Here is a 22234-nt window from a genome sequence, read left to right on the forward strand (position 1 = left end):
CCGGATCAGGAGGGCCCGGCGAGGTCGTCCTCGTCCTCCAGCTCCTCCTCGTCGAAGACCGCGCTCACATCGAACCGGCACACCACCCGCTGCGGGTCCGCGTGGTCGAACGGGGTGCTCAGCCACTCCCCCGCCTCCGGCAGCTCGTCGGCCGCCGACACCCACAGCGTGGAGTCGCCCTCCTCCAGGCCGAACTCCTTGTGCCGGGAGGCGATTTCATCCGGTTCGTACTCCCCGAAGAGCACCCCGAGCGCCGCGTGCACGCTCGTGCCGACCAGGGCCGCCGTGGGGCCGCCGGCCGCGCCCTCGACGCCGTCGGCCTCCGGATCGAGGTCCGCGATGCGCTGGGCCTGGGCGAGCAGGCGCTGTGGCTCCACCACGGCGTAGTCGCGGCGGATCAGCACGCTCAGCGCGTTCGGCTCCTCCGGGCCCGTGTAGGGCGGCAGGGAGTCGTCGGCGCCCGGGATCTCGAAGGGGGTGACCTCGTCGTACCGGTCGTAGAGCCGCTCGTCGTACGCCTCGGCAGCGGCGGCCAGGGCGTTGAACGCGTCGTACACGGCCGGATCGTCGTCCCCGGTGCGGCGTTCCACCGCCTCCAGGTGGCGGTCCAGCGCGGCTTTCACCGCGTCGGCGGCGGCACGTACCTCGGCAGCGGAGGGCTGCGCAGCATCAGACATAGTGCAGACGCTATCCGTACCGGGCCTCTGCCCGCACAATAGATGCGATGCCGGAATACGAATTTGTCGACGTGTACGTGCCTCGCGGGGTCTCCCGCAAGGAAGCTACACGCCTGCTGACCGACCACGCCGAGTACGGACACTGGGAGTTGGAGCGACTGAGTCTGCTGCGTGACGGCAGCCGCCGGGTGCGGCTGCGCAGGCGGATCATCCGCCAGCTGCGCGCCACGTGGTGACAGGACTCGTGTGACGAAGATCGTGTCACGGAAACGGATCGGGCCCCGCGAAAGCGGGGCCCGATCCGTTCTGCGAGCGTCCTGCTGACCGACTGTTTCCGGCTGTGTCCGGGCGGTACGAGAACGACCGGTACCCGTACCGTCCGAGAACGCGCCGTGCCCGTACGGTTACGCCCCGGCGCGGGCGCGGCGGTACAGGGCGGTGCCGGCGATCACCAGGCCCGCACCGGCCGGCAGCGCCACGCCGACCGCGTCCGACCCGGTGTGCGCCAGCGCGGCGGCCGAGCCCGTGGCGGGCGTCGTGGTGTGCGTGGCAGGGGCGGTCGTGCCCGGGGTGCCGGGCTTGCCCGGAGTGCCCGGCGCGTGCGGGTGCTGGCCCGGCTTGGTCCCGTGGATCGGGCTGACCACGCCACCGGGCTTGCCCGGCTGGTGCGGGGTGCCCGGGTGCTCCGGCCCGCACGGCTCACCGGGCTTGCCGGGGTGGCCCGGCTGTCCGGGGTGGCCGGGGTGACCCGGCTGTCCCGGGTGGCCCGGGTGGTGCGGGGGCTGGTGGTGGCCGGTGTCGGACACGTTGGCGCAGTCGTTGCCGAACACGGGGTTGAGGCCCCCGATGACGGTCGCGCTGTTGCCGCAGGCGTTGACCGGCACGTCGATCGGCGCCTGGACGGTGTTGCCGGAGCCGACACCCGGCGAGTCGCTGGCGTGACCGTGGGCGGTGGCGCCGCCGCTGCCGTGGTGCGAACCGCCGCTGTTCACACACCTGTTGCCCACGGCCGGGTTGAGCACCCCGATGACGTTGACGGTGTTGCCGCAGGCGTTGACCGGCACGTGCACCGGCGCCTGGATGGTGTTCCCCGACAGCACGCCCGGGGAGCCGGACGCCGAGCCGTTGGCCGCCGAGTCGGCGTGCGCGTAGCCGCCGGTCATGGCGATGACGCCGGTGGCGGCCGCCATGGTGATCAGGCCTTTTCTGGTGACCTGTCGCATAGGTCGAATCCCTGCCTTCTACCTTACGGATGCTCCCGTGCACCGTTGCGCCCGGGAGTGGATGCCGGGCGGCCCCGGAGCGCATGGCGCGCGCTCCGGGGCCGCCCGCCTCAAACCCTCACGGGTTCGGGCACAACGTCACTTGTTGACGCAGGTGTTGCCGAAGGCGGGGTTCAGCAGCCCGACCACGGAGATCGTGTTGCCGCAGACGTTCACCGGCACGTGGACCGGAACCTGGATGACGTTGCCCGACACGACACCGGGGGAGTTCACCGCGGCACCCTGGGCACCCGCGTCGGCGACGGCCAGGCCCGCACCCGCGAGAACCAGACCACCAGTGGCAGCCGCAGCAGCGACGACCTTCTTGATCATTACTTCCTCCTTGTTGGCAATGTGCGATCCCAGCCGCGGACCGCACACCCTGTAACGAGGCGAAAGTTATGGGGCTACGAGCTTATGAACGCATTCACTCTTTTCAGTCAATTACGCACGGACGGCCGATTATTGGCGTTTCGTTTCGCCAAAACCCGCGTAAGCGGGCGTACGGGTGCCGCGCGGACACGGCACCCGCTGGTCAGGACGCGTCGATGAACCGGTCGAGGACACGCACGCCGAACTTCAGACCGTCCAGCGGCACCCGCTCGTCGACGCCGTGGAACATCCCGGCGAAGTCCAGCTCCGGCGGCAGCTTCAGCGGCGCGAAGCCGAAGCAGCGGATGCCGAGGTCGGCGAAGGACTTGGCGTCGGTGCCCGCCGAGAGCATGTACGGCACGGCGCGCGCGATCGGGTCCTCGGCGACCAGGGCGGTCTGCATGGCGTCGACCAGCGCCCCGTCGAAGGTGGTCTCCAGCGCCTTGTCGGCATGCACGTCCTCGCGCTTCACCCGGGGCCCGAGGATCCGGTCCAGATCGGCGAGGAACTCCTCCTCGTACCCCGGCAGGAAGCGTCCGTCGACGTGCGCGGTCGCCTGCCCCGGGATCACGTTGACCTTGTAGCCAGCGCCGAGCTGGGTCGGGTTGGCGGTGTTCTGGAGCGAGGCGCCGATGAGCTTGGCGATGCCGCCGAGCTTGGCCAGCGTCTCGTCCATGTTCTCGGGGTCGAGCTCGGTCCCGAGCGCGTCGCCGAGCTCGTCCAGGAAGTGCCGCAGGGTCTTGGTCACCCGCACCGGGAACTTGTGCCGCCCCAGCCGCCCCACGGCCTCGGACAGCTCGGTGATGGCGTTGTCCTTGTGGATCATCGAGCCGTGCCCGGCGCTGCCGTCCACGGTCAGCTTCATCCAGTGCATGCCCTTCTGGGCCGTCTCGACGAGGTAGAGCCGCAGCTGCTCGTTGACGGTGAAGGAGAAACCGCCGACCTCGCTGATCGCTTCCGTGACCCCCTCGAAAAGCTCGGGATGCTTGTCGACGAGGAAGCGCGCCCCGTACGTACCACCCGCCTCCTCGTCCGCGAGGAAGGCGAGGACGATGTCGCGGGGCGGCTTGCGCCCACTCCTCAGCCGGTCCCGTACGACGGCGAGGGTCATGGCGTCCATGTCCTTCATGTCGACCGCGCCCCGCCCCCAGACGCAGTCGTCCGCGATCTCGCCCGAGAACGGGTGGTGCGTCCAGTCGCCGGCGTTGGCCGGGACGACGTCGGTGTGGCCGTGGATGAGGAGCGCGGGCCGCGACGGGTCCTCGCCCTGGATCCGGGCCACGGTGGAGGCACGTCCCGTGTGGGACTCGAAGATCTTCGGTTCCAGGCCCACCTCGGCCAGCTTCTCGGCCACGTACTCGGCGGCCGCGCGCTCGCCCGGCCCGGAGTGGTCCCCGTAATTACTGGTGTCGATCCGGATCAGCTCGCGACAGAGGTCGACGACCTCGTCCTCGCCGCTCGGACCCCGCGTCGCCGTCGACTCGCTCACGCTAGCTTCCTCCCGCTGCCGCTTGTGCTGTCCCCCTCATCCTCCCTCGCGCCCCCGCCCGACCCAAGGGCGGCTCCCGGTCGACATACGACGTTCACGCAGGCCAGGGGGGTGATCGAGCACCCCCAGATGTTTGCTATTGTTTTCCACGTCGGAACGGGCACGGCCCGCGAGACAGACACCTTGTCCGGGTGGCGGAATGGCAGACGCGCTAGCTTGAGGTGCTAGTGCCCTTTATCGGGCGTGGGGGTTCAAGTCCCCCCTCGGACACCACTGAGGAACCCCAGCTGAGCTGGGGTTCTTCTGTTTTGTCGACCGGTCGGCCGGGGACGCCCACCCCCGTTTCCGCCAACCCGCCCCCCACGCCCCTGCCCCGCCGCTACGCTGCATTGCCTCATTGCCCGGCAGGGCACCGTGCCCGTCGGTCTGTTGGAGTGGGGTACGTGTGGGGCGTAACGGGATTCGGTGGTGGCAGCTTTCCGATCTGCACTGGCCGGGGAAGCCCTCGCAGGAGCAGACGCAGTACGTCGCCCTGCTGCTCGCGCATCTGCGGGACGTCGCCGAGGCGTCCGGAGTGCCCGACTTCGTGCTGTTCACCGGGGACATCGCCTTCTCCGGGGGCCGGGCCGAGTACGCGTCCGCCTCCGAGCTGCTGCTCGCGCCGCTGCGGGACATCGTCGGCGACGACACCCCGATGCTGTTCGTGCCCGGCAATCACGACATGGACCGGGCCGAGGCGCGGATGAAGGCGCCGCATCTGATCACCGGGCTCACGGACGCGGCCGCCGTGGACACCTTCCTCGCCCAGGACCGGCAGCGGGCCAACTTCGCCGACCCGTTCCGCAACTACCAGGAGTGCGTGGCGAAGTGGGCGCCCGCCGGTACGGACGACGCGTATCAGTGGACGTACGACGTCGAGGTGGGCGGCAAGCGGCTGCGGATCCTCGGGATCAACTCGGCCTGGGCCGGCTTCTACCACGGCCAGGAGGCGGGGACCGGCGACGACCGGGGGCGGCTGCTGCTCTCCATCGCGCAGACGCCCGCCCCTGACGACACCGTCGACTTCGCGCTCTTCGCCCAGCACCACCCCTTCGACTGGCTGGAGCAGGACATCAGCGCCCCGGCCGTCCGAGGTCTCGGGCTGCGCTACCAGATCGGTCTCTTCGGGCATCTGCACAGCCCGCGCGAGCTGGGGCTGCTCACCACCCCGCACTCCAAGCTGCTGCGCGTGCCCTCAATGCTGTTCTTCGGCCGCCCGCACGGGGACAACTCGGCCGAGTTCGTACGGGGATACGCCACCGGCGAGATCCTGTTCGCCGAGAACGCCTGCCGGGTGCGGTACTTCAAGTACGAGAACGTGCACAGTGGGCAGTTTCGGGAGCATCTGGATGTCTATGAGGAGGGCAGAGGGGCGCCGTTGGAGGGGTTGCAGCCGCTTCGGCGCAGCAGCGCCGCCGCCCTGCCATCCGGCTCCGGCTCCGGCTCCGGCTCCGGCAGTGCCTCGTTCGCCGCGCTCCAGCCCGAGATCGACCGGCTGCGCGCCCTGGTGCCCGAACTGCTCAACGAGGACCGGGAGCTGGAGCACACCCTCGGGGTCTTCCAGCAGGTCGTGGAGCTGGTCAACGCGCGCTCGCCGCTGACCGCGTACGGCAGCGCCGAGCAGGTGGCGTTCGCGTACGTCCTGGCCGAGGCCGCCATCGCACGGCACAGCGCCCGGAGCGTGGTGCCGGGAGCCGAGGCGGCGGGCGCGGCCGCGACGGCCGGGGTGCTCGACCGGCTCGCCGTGGCCGCCAAGGACGTGTCCGCCGAGGACGCGGGCGAGCTGCGCCGGCTGCTCAAGCACCTGAGCCTGAGCGAACCGGCGCGGATCAAGCGCGCCGGTGACTTCCGCCGCCATCCGACGGCCGCCTCGTTCGCCTTCCTGTGGGGGCTCGCCCATCTCGCGCAGCTCCTCGACAACCCCGGCCTGATGGACGCCGACGCGGTCCGCACCGGCGAGTTCCGCCGCCATGTGCTGGGCGTGCACGAGCGGGACGCCTCCGACAGCTGTCTGGTCTTCGACCTGGCGACGCGCGGGCGCCAGGCGTTCCACCTGGCCGCCGAGGCGCTGCACACCATGCATCTGTACTTCACGGAGCTGGAGGACGCCTGGCGCAAGTGGCAGCTGATCCGGCCGCCGGTACGGTTCGAGCTGCGCACCCCCAACTGGACCGAGCGCAGCCTGCAGAGCCATGAGCTGCGGGTGGACGCACGGCCGATCACCCGGCTCCTGATGGGCTCGGCGCTCTACGGCGACCGGCCGCACGTCTGGCTGCGGGAGCTGATCCAGAACGCGGTGGACGCCACCGAGATGCGCGTCAAGGGCGGCGAGCAGGACTATGTGCCGCGTGTCGAGGTGGAGCTCCAGGACGCCCACCATGTGGTGATCCGGGACAACGGCGTCGGCATGACCTACCAGCAGGTGGTGACGCAGCTGTCGGTCCTCGGGCGCTCCGGGTGGCGGGAGGCCGAGCAGGAGGAGGCGGCCGAGGACGGCCCGGCGCTCTTCGGCCGCTTCGGCATCGGCTTCGCCTCGGTCTTCAGCGCCGCGGCCTCGGTCGAGGTGCGCACCCGGGTCCCGGACGGCCGTCCCGTCGATGGCATCCTGGTCCAGTTCTCCAGCCCCGACCGGCCGTTCTACACCGACCACACCACCTGCGAGCCGGGCACCGAGATCCGCATCCAGCTCTCGGACACGCTGAGCACGGCCGACTTCCGGGACGCCATGGTCGACTTCTTCGCCTATCTGCCGCCGTGCCTGCACGTCGTACCGGATCTGCGGCTGCCGACGTCGCTGCGCGACTTCTCGCCGCTGGCGCGGTTCCAGGAGGATCTGAACGGCTGGCGGACCCGCGACCGCTACGGCTCCGCGCAGTTCGGCCCGTACGCGGCCGACTTCAAGCTCCAGGTGCTGCACGACCCCAAGCCGAGCCAGCGCAAGGGGAATTACAAGGACAAGACGCCCACGTACAGCAACATGGGCCACACCTCGGTGACGTTCTGCGTCGACGGGATCCGTATCACCGAGCAGCGCGGGCTGCGCCCCAAGGAGGAGGGGGCGTACGCGTACACCGAAAGCCGGGACGCCAATCTCTCCGGCTGCCATCTCACCGTGGACTTCCGGCGCGACAGCGCCCCGGTGACCGCCTCGCGCAACGAGCTGGACACCCACGAGGAGCTGCACGACGAGGTCGAACGGCTGGTCTTCCGCGAAGTCGCCGCGCTCCTCCCGGAGCTGGTGCGGGCCGCGCAGGTGACCTGCCTCAACGATTCGGCGCGGCGCAGGGCCGGCTATCTGGCGCTCACGGATGTGCTCCAGGACCGCAACCAATGGGGCAAGTTCCACAAGTCGCAGGAGCTCACCGAGGCCGCCACCCATACGTATCTGGAGCACTGCCTGACCCGGGTGCGCTCGGCGGCCGGCAAGACGGCGTATGTCTGCCTCGCCGACATCGACCCGCAGACGTGCTCGGTCGCCACTCTCGACGGGCTGACCCGGCACGCCGTCTTCCCGGCGTTCTCGCGCGCCAACGGCCTCACCCAGTGGATCGTCGCCGCCGACAAGCGCGAGCTCGGGCTCATCCAGGACGCCTGGCCGCACGAGAAGTCGCTGCGCGTCGTCGACCAGGCCACCGAGCTCACCGAGGACTTCCAGCGCGTGCTGCCGGAGGTGCGCGAGGGGCATGTGTGGCAGCTGTTGCGGGCCGATCACGCGCTGGCGGAGAGCGAGGTGTTCGGCGACTCGCTGTATGTGCCACTGCCGAAGCGGTACGGGACCGTCGGCCGCGCGGACGGCGTGACCCGGCGGCGCTCCCAGACGGCCCCGGCCGAACGCCCGCGCAGACTGCTCAACCGCAGGCATCCGGTGATCACGGCGATAGAGACCCATCTGACGGGCGTCGCGCAGCGCACGCCCGGCGCCGACGTGCCCCGGGTCACCCGTGAACTCACCGACTGGCTCGATCTCTTCTGCGACCAGGTGCTGGACGAGGACCGGGTGACGGTGAGCCGGGAGCGCTGGAAGCAGCTACGGGAGCGGCTGACCGACCTCACCGGGGTCTCCCTCGACCACTTCTCGGTCGAGGCCCTGTCCCCGACCTGGCGGTCGCGGCGCGAGCCACGGCTCGGCACCGAGTTCGCCTGACACGGACCTGACGCGGCCCGACGCGGGTCCGGCCGGGCCGTGGCGTGGTGGCCGCTACCGTTGCCCGGTGACACGCAGATCCAGGACGCCCGCCGCCCCGCTCCCCCAGCGCGACGGCATCGACCCGGTCCGGGTGCGGCTGCCCGCCGATCCGGACGGGGTGTGGGGCACGGTCGGGGAGCATCTGGTCGAGCGGTTCCAGGGCGCGATCGGGGCCGAGGGCGTGGCGCGGATGCTGCGCGAGGGCCGGTTCGTGACCGCCGAGCGGCCGGTGGACGCCGAGCTGCCGTACCGGCCGGGGATGGACGTCTGGTTCCACCGGGACTTCGCGCCCGAGGTGCCGGTGCCGTTCCCCATCGGGATCGTCCATCGCGACGAGCGGATCGTGATCGCCGACAAACCGCACTTCCTGGCCACCACGCCCCGGGGACGGCACATCACCGAGACCGCCCTCGCCCGGCTGCGGCGCGACCTCGGTCTCCCCGCGCTCCAGCCCGCGCACCGCCTGGACCGGCTGACCGCCGGGCTCGCGCTGTTCGTCGTGCGTCCCGAGGACCGGGGCGCGTACCAGAACCTGTTCGCGTCGCGCCTGGTGCGCAAGGAGTACGAGGCGGTGGCCCCGTACGACGAGAAGGTGGCGCTGCCGGTGACCGTGCGCAGCCGGATCGTCAAGGAGCGCGGGGTGATCGCCGCGCACGAGGAGCCGGGCGAGCCCAACGCCGAGAGCCGGATCGAGCCGGCCGGGCGCCGGGGCGCCCTCGGCCGCTACCGCCTGCTGCCCGCCACCGGGCGCACCCATCAGCTGCGGGTCCATATGAACGCATTGGGGCTGCCGATCCTCAACGACCCGGTGTACCCGGTGGTGGCCGAGGAACCCGCTCCGGACGACTTCACACATCCGCTGCAACTGCTCGCCAAGGTCCTGGAGTTCACCGATCCGGTCGACGGGCGGGTGCGGAGGTTCGAGAGCGGGCTGAGCCTGGAGAGCTGGCCCGCTCCCGTCGACGAGCGCGTTGCACGAGATACACCGCGGCGGGATACATCGGGTCAATGAACGCCCCGCACCCCGAATTCGCCGTCCCAGGGGTGCCTGAAGGCCGCAGAGGTCTGATAAATATGCAGACATGCGGGTCACGAAGCTCGGTGGCAGTGGCTGCCTTGTCAGCGTGCTGGCCTTGGGGACGGCCGGGCTGGGAAACCTCCTGGGCGAGGTGTCCGACGCCGATGCCCGGGGCGCGGTCGACGCCGCCTGGGACGTGGGGGTGCGCTACTTCGACACCGCCCCGCACTACGGCCTCGGCCTCTCCGAGCGCCGACTCGGCGAGGCCCTGCGCGGCCGCCCCCGGGACGCGTACAGCGTGTCCACCAAGGTCGGCCGCGTCCTGGAACCGGCCCCTCAGCCGTACGGCGACGATCTCGCGGAGGGGTTCGCCGTCCCCGCCACCCACCGCCGCCGCTGGGACTTCAGCGCGGACGGGGTGCTGCGGAGCATCGAGGACAGCCTCTGGCGGCTCGGGCTCGACCGGGTCGACGTCGTGTATCTGCACGACCCGGACGACCACGGCGAACAGGCACTGCGCGAGGCGTATCCGGCGCTGGAACGGCTGCGCGCGCAAGGGGTCGTCCGGGCCATAGGCGCCGGGATGAACCAGGCCGCCATGCTCGCCCGGTTCGTCCGGGACACGGATGTGGACGCGGTGCTGTGCGCCGGGCGGTACTCGCTGCTCGACCGGCGGGCGGCCGAGGAACTGCTGCCCGAGGCTGCCGCGCGCGGCAAGAGCGTGGTGGTCGGCGGGGTCTTCAACTCGGGGCTGCTCGCCGACCCCCGGCCGGGTGCCACCTTCGACTACACGGCCGCGCCGCCCGGCCTGCTGGACCGGGCGCTGCGGCTGAAGGCGGTGTGCGAGCGGCACGGCGTACCGCTGCGGGCCGCCGCCCTCGCCTTCCCGCTGCGCCACCCGGCGGTGGCGAGCGTCCTGGTGGGGGCCCGGTCGGCGGCCGAAGTGCGGGACGCCGCCGCGCTGTTCGCGCGCCCGGTGCCGGACGCGCTCTGGGAGGAGCTGGGCGGATGACCGGGGAGCCGGGCCGGGTGGTCGACGCGCACCACCACCTCTGGGACCTCGCCGTCCGCGACCAGGACTGGATCAGCACTCCTGACCTCGCGCCCCTGCGCCGGGACTTCCTCCTCGACGAGCTGCGGGCCGGGACCGCCGCCGCCGGTGTGTCCGCCACCGTGCTCGTCCAGACCGTGACCGTGGCCGAGGAGACCCCCGAGCTCCTGGCGCTCGCGGCGGGCAGCGAGCTGGTGCGCGGGGTCGTCGGCTGGACCGATCTCACCGCGCCCGGGGTGGCCGACGAGCTGGCCCGGCTCGGCGAACTCCCCGGCGGCACCAGGCTGGTGGCGATCCGGCACCAGGTGCAGGGCGAGCGCGACCCCGGGTGGCTGCTGCGGCCGGACGTGGGCGCGGGGCTGGCGGCGGTCGCGGCGGCCGGGCTCGCGTACGACCTGGTGGTGCTCCCCCATCAGCTCCCGGCCTGCGTACGGGCCGCCGAGCGGCACCCGCGGCTGACCTTCGTCCTCGACCACCTGGGCAAACCCCCGATCGCCTCCGGCGCCACAGAGCCCTGGGCGTCGGCCGTCCGCGCGCTCGCCGCGCTCCCCAACACCGTCTGCAAGCTGTCGGGCCTGGTCACCGAGGCCGACTGGGCGCGGTGGCACGTCGACGATCTGCGGCCGTACGCGGACACGGCCCTGGAGGCCTTCGGCCCCGCGCGGCTGATGTACGGCTCCGACTGGCCGGTGTGCCTGCTGGCCTCCTCGTACGGCCAGGTCCTGGACACCGCGAGGGAGTTGATCGGGGACCTGAGCCCGCACGAGCGGGCCCAGGTCCTCGGCGGTACGGCCGATCGGGTCTACCGGCTCAGTGGCCGCGCCTGATCCACTCGTCCAGGTGGGGTGCCTCGGCGCCGATGGTGGTCGAGTCGCCGTGGCCCGTCCGTACGACCGTCTCCGGCGGCAGCGTCAGGAGCCGGTCGCGGATCGAGTCGACGATGGTCGGGAAGTGGGAGAAGGAGCGGCCGGTCGCGCCCGGGCCGCCGGCGAAGAGCGTGTCGCCGGTGAAGACCGTGCCCAGGTCGGGCGCGTGCAGACACACCGCGCCCGGGGCGTGGCCCGGGGTGTGCAGCACGTCGAGGCGGGTACCGGCGATCGACAGGTGCTGCCCGTCGGTCAGTTCGCCGTCCGGGGCCCGGTCCCGGTGGGTGAGCTTCCACAGCGGAAGGTCGTCCGGGTGCAGCAGCACCGGTGCGCCGGTGGCCTCGGCGAGCGCGGGGGCCGCGTCGATGTGGTCGTTGTGGGCGTGGGTGCACAGGATCGCCCGCAGGGTGCGGCCGCCGAGGGCGGCCAGGATCGCCTGCGCGTCGTGGGCCGCGTCGACGACCACGGCCTCCTCGTCGTCGCCGACGATCCAGACGTTGTTGTCGACGTCCCAGACCCCGCCGTCCAGCGCGAACGTGCCCGAGGTGACCAGCTGCTCGATACGGGCGGTCATCAGAACTCCACCACCGAGCGCAGGACGTCGCCCTCGTGCATGCGCTCGAAGGCCTTCTCCACGTCGTCGAGAGCGATCGTCTCGGTGACGAAGGCGGCCAGGTCGATGCGGCCCTGCCGGTGCAGATCGATCAGCATCGGGAAGTCGCGCGAGGGCAGGCAGTCGCCGTACCAGGACGACTTCAGCGCGCCGCCGCGCCCGAAGACGTCGATCAGCGGCAGCTCCAGCTTCATGTCCGGCGTCGGCACCCCGACGAGGACGACGGTCCCGGCCAGGTCGCGGGCGTAGAACGCCTGCCGGTAGGTCTCGGGGCGGCCGACCGCCTCGATGACGACGTCGGCGCCGAAGCCGCCGGTGAGGGAGCGGATCGCCTCGACGGCGTCGTCCGTGCGGGAGTTGACCGTGTGGGTGGCGCCCATGGCCTTGGCGGTGGCCAGCTTGCGGTCGTCGATGTCGACGGCGATGATCCGGGCCGCGCCCGCGAGCCGCGCGCCCACGATCGCCGCGTCGCCGACGCCGCCGCAGCCGATGACGGCGACCGAGTCCCCGCGACCCACGTTGCCGGTGTTGATCGCGGCGCCGATGCCCGCCATCACACCGCAGCCGAGCAGTCCGGCGACGGCGGGCGAGACCGACGGGTCGACCTTGGTGCACTGCCCGGCCGCGACCAGGGTCTTCTCGGCGAACGCCCCGATGCCGAGCGCGGGCGAGAGCTCGGTGCCGTCGGTGAGCGTCATCTTCTGCTTCGCGTTGTGGGTGTCGAAGCAGTACTGGGGGCGGCCGCGCAGACAGGACCGGCACTGGCCGCACACCGCGCGCCAGTTGAGGATCACGAAGTCGCCGGGGGCGACGTCCGTGACGCCCGCGCCGACCGACTCCACCACACCGGCCGCCTCATGGCCGAGCAGGAAGGGGAAGTCGTCGTTGATCCCGCCCTGCTTGTAGTGCAGATCGGTGTGGCAGACCCCGCAGGCCTGGATCCTCACCACGGCCTCGCCGGGCCCCGGGTCCGGCACCACGATCGTCTCCACCCGCACGGGCTGGTTCTTCCCCGGCGCGATGACCCCTCGGACCTGCTGCGGCATGCGTGAACTTCCTTTCTCGCACCGCCCGTACGTACGGAAATGTGTACGGGCCCGGCCTTGGCACGTTACCCGGCTCATGGCGAAGGGCGGCACCCCGCGCCGGGGTGCCGCCCTGGTGAACCGTGTGCCGCCGCCGTTACTTCTTGGCCGCGAGCTCCGTGACCCGCTTGCGGACCAGGAACCAGCCACCGACCAGCATGGCCGCGATCACGGGCAGGCAGTAGGTGGTGGTGCGGCCGACGCCGCCGCCGTACCACATGAGGAAGACGACCGAGGCGAGGAAGAACAGCGTCACGATCTGGGTGTAGGGGGCCCAGGGCAGCCGGTAGGACGGACGGGTGAGCTTGCCCTCCTGGGCGCGGCGCCAGAACAGCAGCGAGCAGATCATGATCATCGCCCAGGTGCCGAGGATGCCGATGGAGGCGAAGTTCAGCACGATCTCGAAGGCCTTGCCGGGCACGACGTAGTTCAGCCCGACGCCCAGGACGCCGAAGCCGGCGGTGAGCAGGATGCCGCCGTAGGGCACCTGGCCCTTGTTCATCAGGCCGGTGAACTTGGGCGCGGAGCCCGACATCGCCATCGAGCGCAGGATGCGGCCGGTGGAGTACAGGCCCGAGTTCAGGCTGGAGAGCGCGGCGGTCAGCACGACCAGGTTCATCACACCGGCCGCGCCCGGCACGCCGAGCTTCTCGAAGACGGTGACGAAAGGGCTCTCGTCGCCGGAGTACTGGGTGTACGGGAGCAGCAGCGCGAGCAGGACGACCGAGCCGACGTAGAAGATGCCGACGCGCCACATGATCGAGTTGATGGCCTTGGGCAGGATCTTCTGCGGGTTCTCGGTCTCGCCCGCGGCGACACCGCAGAGCTCGACCGAGGCGTACGCGAAGACGACGCCCTGGATGACCAGGAGCATCGGCAGCATGCCCATCGGGAAGATGCCGCCGTGGTCGGTGATGTTGGCCAGGCCCGGGGTGTTGCCGTCGACGCTGTGCTGGGTGACGACGAGGTAGATGCCGACCAGCATGAAGGCGACCAGGGCCGCGACCTTGATGATCGCGAACCAGAACTCCATCTCGCCGAAGTACTTCACCGAGATCAGGTTGGCGGTGAGCACCACCGCGAGCGCGATCAGGGCGAGGACCCACTGCGGGATGTCGCTGAACATGGCCCAGAAGTGGGCGTAGGTCGCGGCGGCCGTGATGTCGGCGACGGCGGTGGTCGACCAGTTCAGGAAGTACAGCCAGCCGGCCGAGTACGCGCCCTTCTCGCCCATGAACTCACGGGCGTAGGAGACGAACGCGCCGGAGGAGGGGCGGTAGAGCACGAGCTCGCCGAGCGCCCGGACCACGAAGAAGGCGAAGACGCCGCAGACCGCGTACGCGATCGCGAGCGACGGGCCCGCGCCCGCCATGCGGCCGCCGGCGCCGAGGAACAGGCCGGTGCCTATCGCGCCGCCGATGGCGATCATGTTGATGTGGCGGGACTTGAGGTCCTTGCTGTAACCGGCGTCACCGGCATCGATGTGGGGGGTGCCCTGCGTCGGCGTCGCCGCCGTCGTCTCGGCCGCAGGCATGGCGGTGCGGTCACTCATGTAGCTGTATCGCCTTCGTGAGGGGTCATGCGGTCGTGCGATACCGGGCGGTGCCGGTGATGCGTCCCGTTCCGGTGAGCTCGATCGAGGGTCACCGCGGCGTGGCTGATTCCGGACATGCTCGCGGCTCGATGGGCATTTTGGCAGTGGCCAATGTCACGTACGGGCAGAACTGTGATGAATCTGAGGTAAATCTGAGCTTTACGGGGCGAGTACGTCCAGTTCTCTCAGTGCCCCGACAGCGATCTCGCGGGTGAGGCTTTCGGCCCGTTCCGCGTCCCGTTCCCGGACCGCCTCGGCCACCCGGACATGCAGGGTGACGGCCGCCGGGTCGGGGTCCTCGAACATCACGTGATGGTGGGTGCGGCCGGTCAGGACCTCGGCGACCACGTCGCCGAGCCGGGCGAACATCTCGTTGCCGGAGGCGTTCAGGACGATCCGGTGGAACGCGACGTCGTGCACCAGATATCCCTCCAGCTGTCTGCCCCGCGAGGTGGCGACCATTCCCAGGGCCTGCTCGGTGAGGGCGGCGCACTGCTCGGGGGTCGCGTGGTGGGCGGCGAGTCCGGCGGCGACCGGTTCCACGGCCGATCTGAGCACGGTCAGCGAGCGCAGCTGGCGCGGCCGGTCGGCCCCGGCCAAGCGCCACCGGATGACCTGCGGGTCGTACACGTTCCACTGCTCGCTCGCCCGTACCGTCACGCCGACCCGGCGCCGGGACTCGACCAGCTGCATGGATTCCAGGACCCGGATCGCCTCGCGGATCACGGTGCGCGAGACGTCGAAGCGCTGGGCGAGCTCGTCGCCGCGCAGCACGCTGCCGGGCGGGTACTCGCCTGCGGTGATCGCGCGGCCGAGGGTGTCGAGCACCTGTGCGTGCAGTCCCTGGGCCTGTGTGGTCATGGGCGTAAGCGTACGGGGCGGTGGACGCGGGCCGGGACGAGCGCGCGGGGGCGCCTCTTGAAAAGTATTACTTATTCATCACAGGGTCTTGAATACGTCGCACCTTTTGGGTTTCAGTAGCGCGACACATCGATGTCGACGAAGACAGCGAGGCACCACCTATGAGCACCCCCCACGTCGTCGTGGTGATGGGCGTCGCCGGCACCGGCAAGACCACGATCGGCCCCCTCGTCGCCCGGGCCCTGGGCGTTCCGTACGCCGAGGGCGACGACTTCCACCCGGCGGCCAACGTCGCCAAGATGTCGGCCGGCACCCCGCTGGACGACGCCGACCGGTGGCCCTGGCTCGACGCGATCGGGCAGTGGGCGCACGGCCGGGCGGGCCTGGGCGGAGTGGTCAGCAGCTCCGCGCTCAAGCGCGTCTACCGCGACCGGCTGCGGGCGGCCGCCCCCGGGCTCGTCTTCCTGCATCTGACCGGTGAGCGCGAGCTCATCGAGCGCCGGATGCGCGAGCGCAAGGGGCACTTCATGCCGGCCGCGCTGCTCGACTCGCAGTTCGCCGCGCTCCAGCAGCTCGCCGCGGACGAGGCGGGCGTCGCCGTCGATGTGTCCGGCACCCCCGAAGAGATCACCGACCGGGCCGTCGCCGCGCTGCGCCGGATCGCCGGCTGACCCGACAGCCACCACTCGCCAGCTAAGGAACACCACCGTGACCAGTCTCAGCGTCGAGATCCTGGCAGCGGGCGCGACCGCTCCGATCACCTCGGCGGGCAACGCCCGGCTGGGGATCGCCGTACTCGCCGGCATCGCCGTCATCGTCCTGCTCATCACCCGGTACAAGCTCCACGCGTTCCTCGCCCTGACCCTCGGCTCGCTGGCGCTCGGCGCCTTCGCGGGCGCGCCCCTGGACAAGGCGATCACCAGCTTCACCACGGGCCTGGGCAACACCGTCGCCGGAGTGGGCGTCCTCATCGCCCTGGGCGCCATCCTCGGCAAGCTGCTCGCCGACTCAGGCGGCGCCGACCAGATCGTCGACACGATCCTGGCGAAGGCCGGGAAGTCCGGCGGGCGCGCGATGCCGTGGGCGATGGTCGTCATCGCCTCGCTCATCGGGCTGCCGCTGTTCTTCGAGGTCGGCATCGTGCTGCTGATCCCGGTGGTGCTGCTCGTCGCCAAGCGCGGCAACTACTCGCTGATGCGGATCGGCATCCCGGCCCTTGCCGGACTCTCGGTGATGCACGGGCTGATCCCGCCGCACCCCGGGCCGCTGGTCGCCATCGACGCGGTCGGCGCCAACCTGGGCGTCACGCTCGCCCTCGGCGTGCTGGTCGCGATCCCGACCGTGATCATCGCCGGGCCGGTGTTCTCCAAGTACGCGGCCCGCTGGGTGGACATCCCGGCGCCGGACCGGATGCTGTTCTCAACCGGGGGTTCCCCCCGGACCCCCGCGTCGCGCCCCTCCGAGGACCTGGAAACCCGCCCGAGCTTCGCCGCGACCGTGTCGACCGTGCTCCTGCCGGTCGTGCTGATGCTGGCGAAGGCGCTGGTCGACATCGTGGTCGACGACCCGAAGAACCACGTCCAGCGGGTCACCGATGTGATCGGCTCGCCGCTGATCGCGCTGCTCGCGGCCGTGCTCGTCGCCATCTTCACGCTGGGCCGGGCCGCCGGGTTCTCCAAGGAGCGGATCTCCTCGACCGTCGAGAAGTCGCTCGCCCCGATCGCGGGCATCCTGATGATCGTCGGCGCGGGCGGCGGCTTCAAGCAGACCCTCATCGACGTCGGCGTGGGCCAGATGATCCTCGACCTCTCCAAGAACTGGTCGATCCCGGCGCTGCTGCTCGCCTGGCTGATCGCGGTCGCGATCCGGCTCGCGACCGGCTCGGCGACCGTGGCCACCATCTCGGCGGCCGGTCTGGTGGCGCCGCTCGCGGCCGACATGTCGACCGCGCACACGGCCCTGCTGGTCCTCGCGGTCGGCGCGGGCTCGCTCTTCTTCAGCCATGTCAACGACGCCGGGTTCTGGCTGGTGAAGGAGTACTTCGGGATGGACGTCGGCCAGACGCTCAAGACCTGGTCGGTGATGGAGACGATCATCTCGGTGGTGGCGCTGGGCTTCGTCCTGCTGCTGTCGCTGGTGATCTAGCGACGGACCTCGGGCTCCTCCCGCTCCAGCTCCTCCAGCCACAGGCGGTGCTCCCGCCGGGCCCAGGGGCGCTCCACCGACCCGGTGCGCATGCCACGGCGTGCCTCCGGGTCGAGGAGCGCCATGGTCACATGGCCGATGAGCACGATGCCGACGGCCAGCGCCAGCCAGTCGTGGACGAAGGTGGAGCCCACCCGTACGGGCAGCGGCGCCAGATGCGTGAACCACATGAACAGGCCGGTGCCGAGCATGACCAGGGTGGCCCCGGTGATCCAGCCCGCGTAGACCTTCTGCCCGGCGTTGAACTTGCCCGCCGTCCGCGGGCGCTCGTCCCGGGTGAGCGCCGAGCGCAGCCAGGCGCGGTCGTGCGGCCCGAACCGGTTGAGCCGGCGCAGATCGGCCCGGAACGCGCGGGAGGCGAGACCGAGCAGCACCGGGACCGGCAGCAGCACCCCGGAGATCTCGTGCACCCGCACCACCAGCTCGCGCCGCCCCACCGCCTCGGCGAGCTGCGGCAGATACAGCACCGCCGCCGACGCGACGCACACCCCCATCACCAGGTAGTTGGACCGGTGCACCCAGCGCTCGGCGCGGCCGAACCTCCGTACGCGCGGCGCCGGTTCAGCTCGTGGGGTGGTCCTCGCGTCCGTTGGACCGGCCGACCCAGGCGTCCGTGTCATAGCCCCGCTCCTCCCAGAATCCCCGCTGAACCTTGCCCGTCACGGTGATCCCGGAGAGCCATTTCGCCGACTTGTAGAAATACATGGGCGCCACATAGAGGCGGACCGGGCCGCCGTGCGCGTGGGAGACCGGTTTGTCCTGCATGCTCAGGGCGACCAGGACGTCGTCGCGCCGGGCCTGTTCGAGCGTAAGACTCTCGGTGTACGTGCCGTCGAAGCAGGTGAAGCGGACCGCTCCGGCTCCTGGGCGCACCCCTGCGGCGTCGAGGAGCCGGGACAGCCGCACCCCCGCGAACGGTGTGCCGGGCACCCGCCACCCCGTCACGCACTGCACGTCCCGCACCAGGCGCGTCTGCGGCAGCGCGCGCAGGGCGTCGAGCGTGTACGTGCCCGGGCGCTCGACCAGACCGTCGACGCTCAGCCGGTAGTCGGCGGCGCTCTTGTGCGGTACGGAGTCGGCGACCGAGTAGTAGCGGAAGCCGCCGCCGTTGGGCAGCAGCCCGGTCAGGCCGGTGGGGTCCTTCCCGGCCGCGGCGCCCAGGAACGCTTCGAGGCCGCGCTGCAGGACCGGGGCGGCGGCGACCCCGGCGACGCCGAGGCCGAGCATGCCGAGCACGATCCGGCGCCCTACCGGCGCGCTCTCGTCGGCGGGTGGTTCAGGTGGTTCCGGTTTCACACCCCGATTCGAGCACCCGCGGCCCCGGGACACCAGGGGCCGCGGCCCGCCGTCATGATTCCGTCAGATCCAGGACGTCCGGCTGCGGTGCGGTACGGGCTCAGCCGGTGCCGAGCGCCGCGCTGCGGGCGGCCTGGAAGGCGCGGTAGGGGTCGCGGTCCGGGTACGACCAGGGCGCGGGCGTGACGTGCCGGCCGATGCGCTGGAAGAGGGCGGCGGCCTCGGCGGACCGGCCCTCGCAGTGCTTGGCGTGGGCGAGGAAGTTGAGATCGACCCCGGCCCGGGGATGGTCCTCGCGCTCCCACTCCAGCCACCAGTCGAACGCCGACCTGATCACCTGCCGGGCGCGTCGGCCGGTCCAGTGCCCGGAGTCGGCCGGGTCCTCGGGCGCCGCGCCCCGGCCGGCGAGGACGCGGTAGCGCTCGGCGTGGGCGACCAGCGGGAGCAGCGCGAGCGGGGAGTCGGCGGGGGCGCGGGCGACCGAGGCGGCCGCGAAGGCGTACACCTCGTGCGCCGGGTCGGCGCCGTCGCCGGGGCGGCGCTCGGCGAGCCGGGCTGCCATGAGGTGGTGGGCGTGGTGGTGGTCCGGGTGCCGCGCGCACACCTCGGCGAAGATCTGCTCGGTCTCGTTGTCCGAGCCCAGGCGGCAGGAGAGGGCGAGCAGGGCCAGCCACGGGGTGGGGTCGGCGGGGGCGAGCCGGGCCGCCTCCAGACAGGCGTCGCGGGCGCGGTCCTGACTCGCCTTGCCGCGCAGGGCGCGCGGGACCAGGGCGCAGGCGTACAGGGCGGCCGCGTCCGCGCTGTCGGGCTCGCTGAGCAGCCATTCGTGGGCCCAGCCCGCGGAGGTGTCCGGCTCGCCCAGGACGGTGAGGCGGTGGCCGCGCCGGTCCCAGTCGTCGCCGGTGGCGGCGAGCAGCGCGCGGACCCTGGTCCACCGCCCTTGCGCCAACTGGGCGCGTACGGTGACGAGTTCGGCGTCGTCGAGCGCCGGGTCCAAGGATCTGCCGCCCCGCCCCCAGGAACTGCGTCCGGAGGGAACCCCCAGGGGGCGGCCGAGCGGGGGCGGGGACATCCGCGTACTTCCCGTGGAGTCGTATGAAATGCGGGTGGGGTGCATGTGGTGTATGGGGCTGCCGGGACGAGTCACAGGGTGATCGCGCACAGCAAAGCGGTACCCAACGCTCCGCGTCAAGGTCGGGCCGGGCTCCTTGTTGCTTCAACTAGCTCTACCGGGGCGGAAGTTGGCGCTGACCTGCACCGGGACCGGCCAGGGCCGGCCCGACGACCGGGACAGGGCCGAAAGTGGTGCGGCGCGCAGCCCGGGTGGGTACTCGGGAGGCGCCTGCCGCCCCGGAGCGCTATGGTCAAGCAAGTTCGCACCCCCCGGCCGTACTTGAGGTGTACGACGTGTCGGTTCTGGTCCTCGCTCTCGCCGTGGGCGCGGCCTGCTGTCTGGGCTTCGGGTTTGTCCTCCAGCAAAACGCCGCCCAGCACGCCCCGCTGAGCGACTTCCTCTCGCCGCGCCTGCTGCTCGACCTCATCCGGGTGCCGCGCTGGCTGGCCGGGATAGGGCTGATGGTCGCGGGCATGGTGCTGGGGGCGCTGGCCCTGGGCCACGGCGAGGTCTCCCAGGTGGAGCCGCTGCTCGCCACCAACCTCTTCTTCGCGATGGCGCTCTCGCGCTGGCAGACCAAGCAGTCCCTGGGCCGCCAGGGCTGGGCGGGGCTCACCCTGCTGGCGGGCGGGGTGACCGCGTTCATGGTGGCCGGGCAGCCGCAGGGCGGGAACGAGGTGGCCGGACCGCTGCGGCACTGGCTGATCATCGGCCTCGTCGTCGGCATCGCGATGCTCCTCACGGTGGCCGCGCAGCGCTCCCGCCTCAGCGCCGGGCCCACCCTGCTCGCCCTGGCGGCCGGGATGCTCTACGGCCTCCAGGACGCGCTCACCCGGGTCACCGGCGAGCGCCTGTCGGCCGGCGGCTGGTCGCAAGCGCTCACCGGCTGGCAGCCGTACGCCGTGGTGGCGCTGGGGGTGAGCGGGCTGATCCTGGTGCAGAGCGCCTTCGAGACCGCCCCGCTGCGGATGTCGCTGCCCGCCCTGACGGCCGCCCAGCCGCTCGCCGGGATCGCCTGCGGCGTCGGCTTCCTGGGCGACCGCGTGCGTACCGACGTGGCCGCGCTGACCTGGGAGGCGATCGGTCTGGCGGCCATCGTGGGCGGCATCGTGCTGCTCGGCATGCACCCGGCGATGCCGTCCGGGACGGCGCCCGAGGAGCGTACGAAGGACCTCCAGTCCCACTGACGCGCGACGCGGCGGTGCTTGGATGGGGGTCATGACGAGCCAGACTCCCCCGGACCCCGCCGAAGAGATCCTCGACATCGTCGACGAGCACGACCAGGTCGTGGGCCGGGCGCCGCGCGGCGAGGCGTACGCCCGGGGCCTGCGCCACCGGTGCGTCTTCATCCTCGCCCGGGACGCCGAGGACCGGATCTTCGTGCACCGCCGCACCCCGACGAAGCTGGTCTTCCCGTCGCTGTACGACATGTTCGTGGGCGGCGTGGTCGGCGCGGGCGAGACGTACGACGACGCGGCGCTGCGCGAGGCCGAGGAGGAGCTGGGGGTGAGCGGACTGCCCCGGCCCGTACCGCTGTTCAGATTCCTGTACGAGGGCGGGGCCGACGGGCGGCAGACCTGGTGGTCGGCCGTGTACGAGGTGCGCTGCACGCTGCCGGTGGATCCGCAGGCCGAGGAGGTCGCCTGGCACGACTTCCTGCCCGAGGCCGAGCTGGAGCGGCGGCTGGAGAGCTGGGAGTGGGTGCCGGACGGGCTGGACGCGTACCGGCGGCTGCGCGCGCACCGGGCTGGGTGATCCGCTGCGGGTAGTGTGCAAATGTGATCAGCATTGCGCAGACCCTGCGGCTGTGGTTCGCGCCGCAGCGCATCGGCGAGGAGGGCGAGACGCCGGACTACCGGTTCTCGCTCGCCAACGAGCGCACCTTCCTGGCCTGGATCCGCACCTCGCTCGCCCTGGTCGGCGGCGGCTTCGCGGTCGACCAGTTCCTGCCCGACCTGCGCTGGGGCGTCCGGGTCGGGCTCGCGCTCGCGCTGCTCGGCTCCGGGGTGCTGTGCGCGCTGCGGGCCGTGAACCACTGGGTGCGCTGCGAGCGGGCGATGCGGCGCGGCGAGGATCTGCCGGTGTCGCGGTTCCCGACGGTGCTGAGCGTCGCGGTCGCGGTGGTCGCCGTGGTCATGGTGGTGGCCGTGGTCTTCGGCTGGGCCGGGTGACCGGGGCGCCCGCCCGCGACCCCGGGCTCCAGCCCGAGCGGACCCGCCTCGCCTGGCGGCGCACCACCCTGTCCTGCACGGTCGCGGCGGTGCTCGCGGCCCGGCAGGCCCTGCGCGGCGGGCTCAGCGCGGTCAGCCTGATCGCGGTGGCCCTGAGCGTCCTGGTCTGGGTGGGCTTCCTGGTGGTGGCCCACGGCCGTATCCAGTCCCTGTCCGGTGTGGCGCGTCCGCGGGCGCTGCGGGCGCGCGAGGCGGTCACGGCGATGGCGTGCGTGACGGCGCTGGCGGGGTTCGCGGTGGCGATACTGGTCTGAGCGGCTGCTCCCCACTGGTGT

22 protein-coding genes and 1 tRNA gene are annotated in these 22234 nt (G+C 71.7%); 12 read left to right on the top strand and 11 right to left on the bottom strand.

Features of this window, described 5'->3' with window-relative positions; all coding sequences use genetic code 11:
* Window positions 1–5 precede the first annotated feature (5 nt).
* Window positions 6–677, bottom strand: a complete 672-nt coding sequence (locus ACGFRG_RS20900; RefSeq protein WP_361421168.1) for a hypothetical protein — start codon at window positions 675–677, stop codon at window positions 6–8.
* A 47-nt stretch (window positions 678–724) separates the two neighbouring features.
* Between ACGFRG_RS20900 and ACGFRG_RS20905 the strand changes: the two genes are divergently transcribed.
* On the top strand, window positions 725–913 hold the full coding sequence (locus ACGFRG_RS20905) for a DUF5703 family protein (protein WP_361421171.1): 189 nt from the start codon (window positions 725–727) through the stop codon (window positions 911–913).
* Window positions 914–1081: 168 nt separating this feature from the next.
* Here ACGFRG_RS20905 and ACGFRG_RS20910 read toward each other — a convergent pair whose 3' ends face one another.
* From ACGFRG_RS20910 to ACGFRG_RS20920, 3 genes are all read right to left on the bottom strand, one after another.
* Window positions 1082–1900 carry a chaplin gene (locus tag ACGFRG_RS20910; RefSeq protein WP_361421174.1) on the bottom strand — a complete coding sequence of 273 codons (819 nt, stop codon included), beginning with the start codon at window positions 1898–1900 and terminating at the stop codon, window positions 1082–1084.
* 138 nt (window positions 1901–2038) lie between these two features.
* On the bottom strand, window positions 2039–2272 hold the full coding sequence (gene chpH / locus ACGFRG_RS20915; RefSeq protein WP_361421177.1) for a chaplin ChpH: 234 nt from the start codon (window positions 2270–2272) through the stop codon (window positions 2039–2041).
* A gap of 202 nt (window positions 2273–2474) precedes the next feature.
* The gene (locus ACGFRG_RS20920) at window positions 2475–3800 is read right to left on the bottom strand and encodes a M20/M25/M40 family metallo-hydrolase (protein WP_393265865.1); all 1326 of its coding nucleotides are present in this window, start codon (window positions 3798–3800) and stop codon (window positions 2475–2477) included.
* A 185-nt stretch (window positions 3801–3985) separates the two neighbouring features.
* Here ACGFRG_RS20920 and ACGFRG_RS20925 point away from each other — a divergent pair.
* The 5 genes from ACGFRG_RS20925 (at window position 3986) to ACGFRG_RS20945 (ending at window position 10921) form a co-directional block, all read left to right on the top strand.
* Window positions 3986–4073: transfer RNA gene (locus ACGFRG_RS20925), tRNA-Leu, on the top strand.
* A 172-nt stretch (window positions 4074–4245) separates the two neighbouring features.
* Complete coding sequence (locus tag ACGFRG_RS20930) at window positions 4246–7983, top strand: metallophosphoesterase (RefSeq protein ID WP_393265867.1); 3738 nt, start codon at window positions 4246–4248, stop codon at window positions 7981–7983.
* Between the two features lie 67 nt (window positions 7984–8050).
* Window positions 8051–9037, top strand: a complete 987-nt coding sequence (locus tag ACGFRG_RS20935; protein ID WP_393265870.1) for a pseudouridine synthase — start codon at window positions 8051–8053, stop codon at window positions 9035–9037.
* Between the two features lie 70 nt (window positions 9038–9107).
* The gene (locus ACGFRG_RS20940) at window positions 9108–10055 is read left to right on the top strand and encodes an aldo/keto reductase (protein ID WP_393265872.1); all 948 of its coding nucleotides are present in this window, start codon (window positions 9108–9110) and stop codon (window positions 10053–10055) included.
* On the top strand, window positions 10052–10921 hold the full coding sequence (locus ACGFRG_RS20945) for an amidohydrolase family protein (RefSeq protein WP_393265875.1): 870 nt from the start codon (window positions 10052–10054) through the stop codon (window positions 10919–10921). Before ACGFRG_RS20940 ends, ACGFRG_RS20945 begins: the two co-directional genes overlap by 4 nt.
* Here the strand turns inward: ACGFRG_RS20945 and ACGFRG_RS20950 are convergent.
* From ACGFRG_RS20950 to ACGFRG_RS20965, 4 genes are all read right to left on the bottom strand, one after another.
* A complete protein-coding gene (locus ACGFRG_RS20950; RefSeq protein WP_361421201.1) occupies window positions 10905–11534 on the bottom strand; it encodes an MBL fold metallo-hydrolase in 630 nt (209 codons plus the stop codon). The genes ACGFRG_RS20945 and ACGFRG_RS20950 overlap by 17 nt on opposite strands.
* Window positions 11534–12619 carry an S-(hydroxymethyl)mycothiol dehydrogenase gene (locus tag ACGFRG_RS20955; protein ID WP_361421204.1) on the bottom strand — a complete coding sequence of 362 codons (1086 nt, stop codon included), beginning with the start codon at window positions 12617–12619 and terminating at the stop codon, window positions 11534–11536. Before ACGFRG_RS20955 ends, ACGFRG_RS20950 begins: the two co-directional genes overlap by 1 nt.
* A 136-nt stretch (window positions 12620–12755) precedes the next feature.
* Window positions 12756–14210: an amino acid permease gene (locus tag ACGFRG_RS20960; protein ID WP_361421207.1), complete on the bottom strand. Its 1455-nt coding sequence runs from the start codon at window positions 14208–14210 to the stop codon at window positions 12756–12758.
* Window positions 14211–14411: 201 nt separating this feature from the next.
* Window positions 14412–15113: a FadR/GntR family transcriptional regulator gene (locus ACGFRG_RS20965; RefSeq protein ID WP_361421210.1), complete on the bottom strand. Its 702-nt coding sequence runs from the start codon at window positions 15111–15113 to the stop codon at window positions 14412–14414.
* Between the two features lie 161 nt (window positions 15114–15274).
* Between ACGFRG_RS20965 and ACGFRG_RS20970 the strand changes: the two genes are divergently transcribed.
* Both ACGFRG_RS20970 and ACGFRG_RS20975 read left to right on the top strand, forming a co-directional pair.
* Window positions 15275–15784 (top strand): gluconokinase, encoded by a 510-nt coding sequence (locus ACGFRG_RS20970; RefSeq protein ID WP_361421213.1) that lies wholly within the window; start codon window positions 15275–15277, stop codon window positions 15782–15784.
* A gap of 37 nt (window positions 15785–15821) precedes the next feature.
* Window positions 15822–17258 carry a gluconate:H+ symporter gene (locus ACGFRG_RS20975; RefSeq protein WP_393265881.1) on the top strand — a complete coding sequence of 479 codons (1437 nt, stop codon included), beginning with the start codon at window positions 15822–15824 and terminating at the stop codon, window positions 17256–17258.
* On the opposite strand, the gene ACGFRG_RS20980 is transcribed toward ACGFRG_RS20975, so the two are convergent.
* The 3 genes from ACGFRG_RS20980 to ACGFRG_RS20990 form a co-directional block, all read right to left on the bottom strand.
* Entirely contained in the window at window positions 17255–17938 is a 684-nt protein-coding gene (locus tag ACGFRG_RS20980; protein WP_361421219.1) for a cytochrome b/b6 domain-containing protein, read from the bottom strand. The genes ACGFRG_RS20975 and ACGFRG_RS20980 overlap by 4 nt on opposite strands.
* Window positions 17880–18614 carry a molybdopterin-dependent oxidoreductase gene (locus ACGFRG_RS20985; protein ID WP_393265884.1) on the bottom strand — a complete coding sequence of 245 codons (735 nt, stop codon included), beginning with the start codon at window positions 18612–18614 and terminating at the stop codon, window positions 17880–17882. Before ACGFRG_RS20985 ends, ACGFRG_RS20980 begins: the two co-directional genes overlap by 59 nt.
* 100 nt (window positions 18615–18714) lie before the next feature.
* Window positions 18715–19686, bottom strand: coding sequence for a hypothetical protein (locus ACGFRG_RS20990; RefSeq protein ID WP_393265887.1), 972 nt, complete (start codon window positions 19684–19686; stop codon window positions 18715–18717).
* Between the two features lie 335 nt (window positions 19687–20021).
* Between ACGFRG_RS20990 and ACGFRG_RS20995 the strand changes: the two genes are divergently transcribed.
* Genes ACGFRG_RS20995 through ACGFRG_RS21010 form a run of 4 tightly spaced genes read left to right on the top strand, consistent with a single transcriptional unit; the run spans window position 20022 to window position 22213 of the window.
* Window positions 20022–20915, top strand: a complete 894-nt coding sequence (locus tag ACGFRG_RS20995; protein ID WP_393265890.1) for a DMT family transporter — start codon at window positions 20022–20024, stop codon at window positions 20913–20915.
* Window positions 20916–20946: 31 nt separating this feature from the next.
* Window positions 20947–21483 carry an NUDIX domain-containing protein gene (locus tag ACGFRG_RS21000; RefSeq protein WP_361421227.1) on the top strand — a complete coding sequence of 179 codons (537 nt, stop codon included), beginning with the start codon at window positions 20947–20949 and terminating at the stop codon, window positions 21481–21483.
* 23 nt (window positions 21484–21506) lie between these two features.
* Window positions 21507–21899 carry a DUF202 domain-containing protein gene (locus tag ACGFRG_RS21005; RefSeq protein WP_361421230.1) on the top strand — a complete coding sequence of 131 codons (393 nt, stop codon included), beginning with the start codon at window positions 21507–21509 and terminating at the stop codon, window positions 21897–21899.
* Window positions 21896–22213, top strand: coding sequence for a DUF202 domain-containing protein (locus ACGFRG_RS21010; RefSeq protein ID WP_361421236.1), 318 nt, complete (start codon window positions 21896–21898; stop codon window positions 22211–22213). The genes ACGFRG_RS21005 and ACGFRG_RS21010 overlap by 4 nt, the downstream gene beginning before the upstream one ends.
* The last annotated feature ends 21 nt before the right edge of the window (window positions 22214–22234 follow it).

Source organism: Streptomyces sp. NPDC048696 (assembly GCF_043198895.1).
Taxonomy (GTDB): Bacteria; Actinomycetota; Actinomycetes; order Streptomycetales; family Streptomycetaceae; genus Streptomyces.

What these genes read in the sequence shown, in the direction of transcription:
- ACGFRG_RS20990 (WP_393265887.1), bottom strand. Translation starts at nt 19,686, where the DNA reads ATGTCCCCGCCCCCGCTCGGCCGCCCCCTGGGGGTTCCCTCCGGACGC.
- ACGFRG_RS20900 (WP_361421168.1), bottom strand. Translation starts at nt 677, where the DNA reads ATGTCTGATGCTGCGCAGCCCTCCGCTGCCGAGGTACGTGCCGCCGCC.
- ACGFRG_RS20945 (WP_393265875.1), top strand. Translation starts at nt 10,052, where the DNA reads ATGACCGGGGAGCCGGGCCGGGTGGTCGACGCGCACCACCACCTCTGG.
- ACGFRG_RS20910 (WP_361421174.1), bottom strand. Translation starts at nt 1,900, where the DNA reads ATGCGACAGGTCACCAGAAAAGGCCTGATCACCATGGCGGCCGCCACC.
- ACGFRG_RS21000 (WP_361421227.1), top strand. Translation starts at nt 20,947, where the DNA reads ATGACGAGCCAGACTCCCCCGGACCCCGCCGAAGAGATCCTCGACATC.
- ACGFRG_RS20960 (WP_361421207.1), bottom strand. Translation starts at nt 14,210, where the DNA reads ATGAGTGACCGCACCGCCATGCCTGCGGCCGAGACGACGGCGGCGACG.
- ACGFRG_RS20940 (WP_393265872.1), top strand. Translation starts at nt 9,108, where the DNA reads ATGCGGGTCACGAAGCTCGGTGGCAGTGGCTGCCTTGTCAGCGTGCTG.
- ACGFRG_RS20955 (WP_361421204.1), bottom strand. Translation starts at nt 12,619, where the DNA reads ATGCCGCAGCAGGTCCGAGGGGTCATCGCGCCGGGGAAGAACCAGCCC.
- ACGFRG_RS20905 (WP_361421171.1), top strand. Translation starts at nt 725, where the DNA reads ATGCCGGAATACGAATTTGTCGACGTGTACGTGCCTCGCGGGGTCTCC.
- ACGFRG_RS20980 (WP_361421219.1), bottom strand. Translation starts at nt 17,938, where the DNA reads ATGACACGGACGCCTGGGTCGGCCGGTCCAACGGACGCGAGGACCACC.
- ACGFRG_RS20950 (WP_361421201.1), bottom strand. Translation starts at nt 11,534, where the DNA reads ATGACCGCCCGTATCGAGCAGCTGGTCACCTCGGGCACGTTCGCGCTG.
- ACGFRG_RS20965 (WP_361421210.1), bottom strand. Translation starts at nt 15,113, where the DNA reads ATGACCACACAGGCCCAGGGACTGCACGCACAGGTGCTCGACACCCTC.
- chpH (WP_361421177.1), bottom strand. Translation starts at nt 2,272, where the DNA reads ATGATCAAGAAGGTCGTCGCTGCTGCGGCTGCCACTGGTGGTCTGGTT.
- ACGFRG_RS20970 (WP_361421213.1), top strand. Translation starts at nt 15,275, where the DNA reads ATGAGCACCCCCCACGTCGTCGTGGTGATGGGCGTCGCCGGCACCGGC.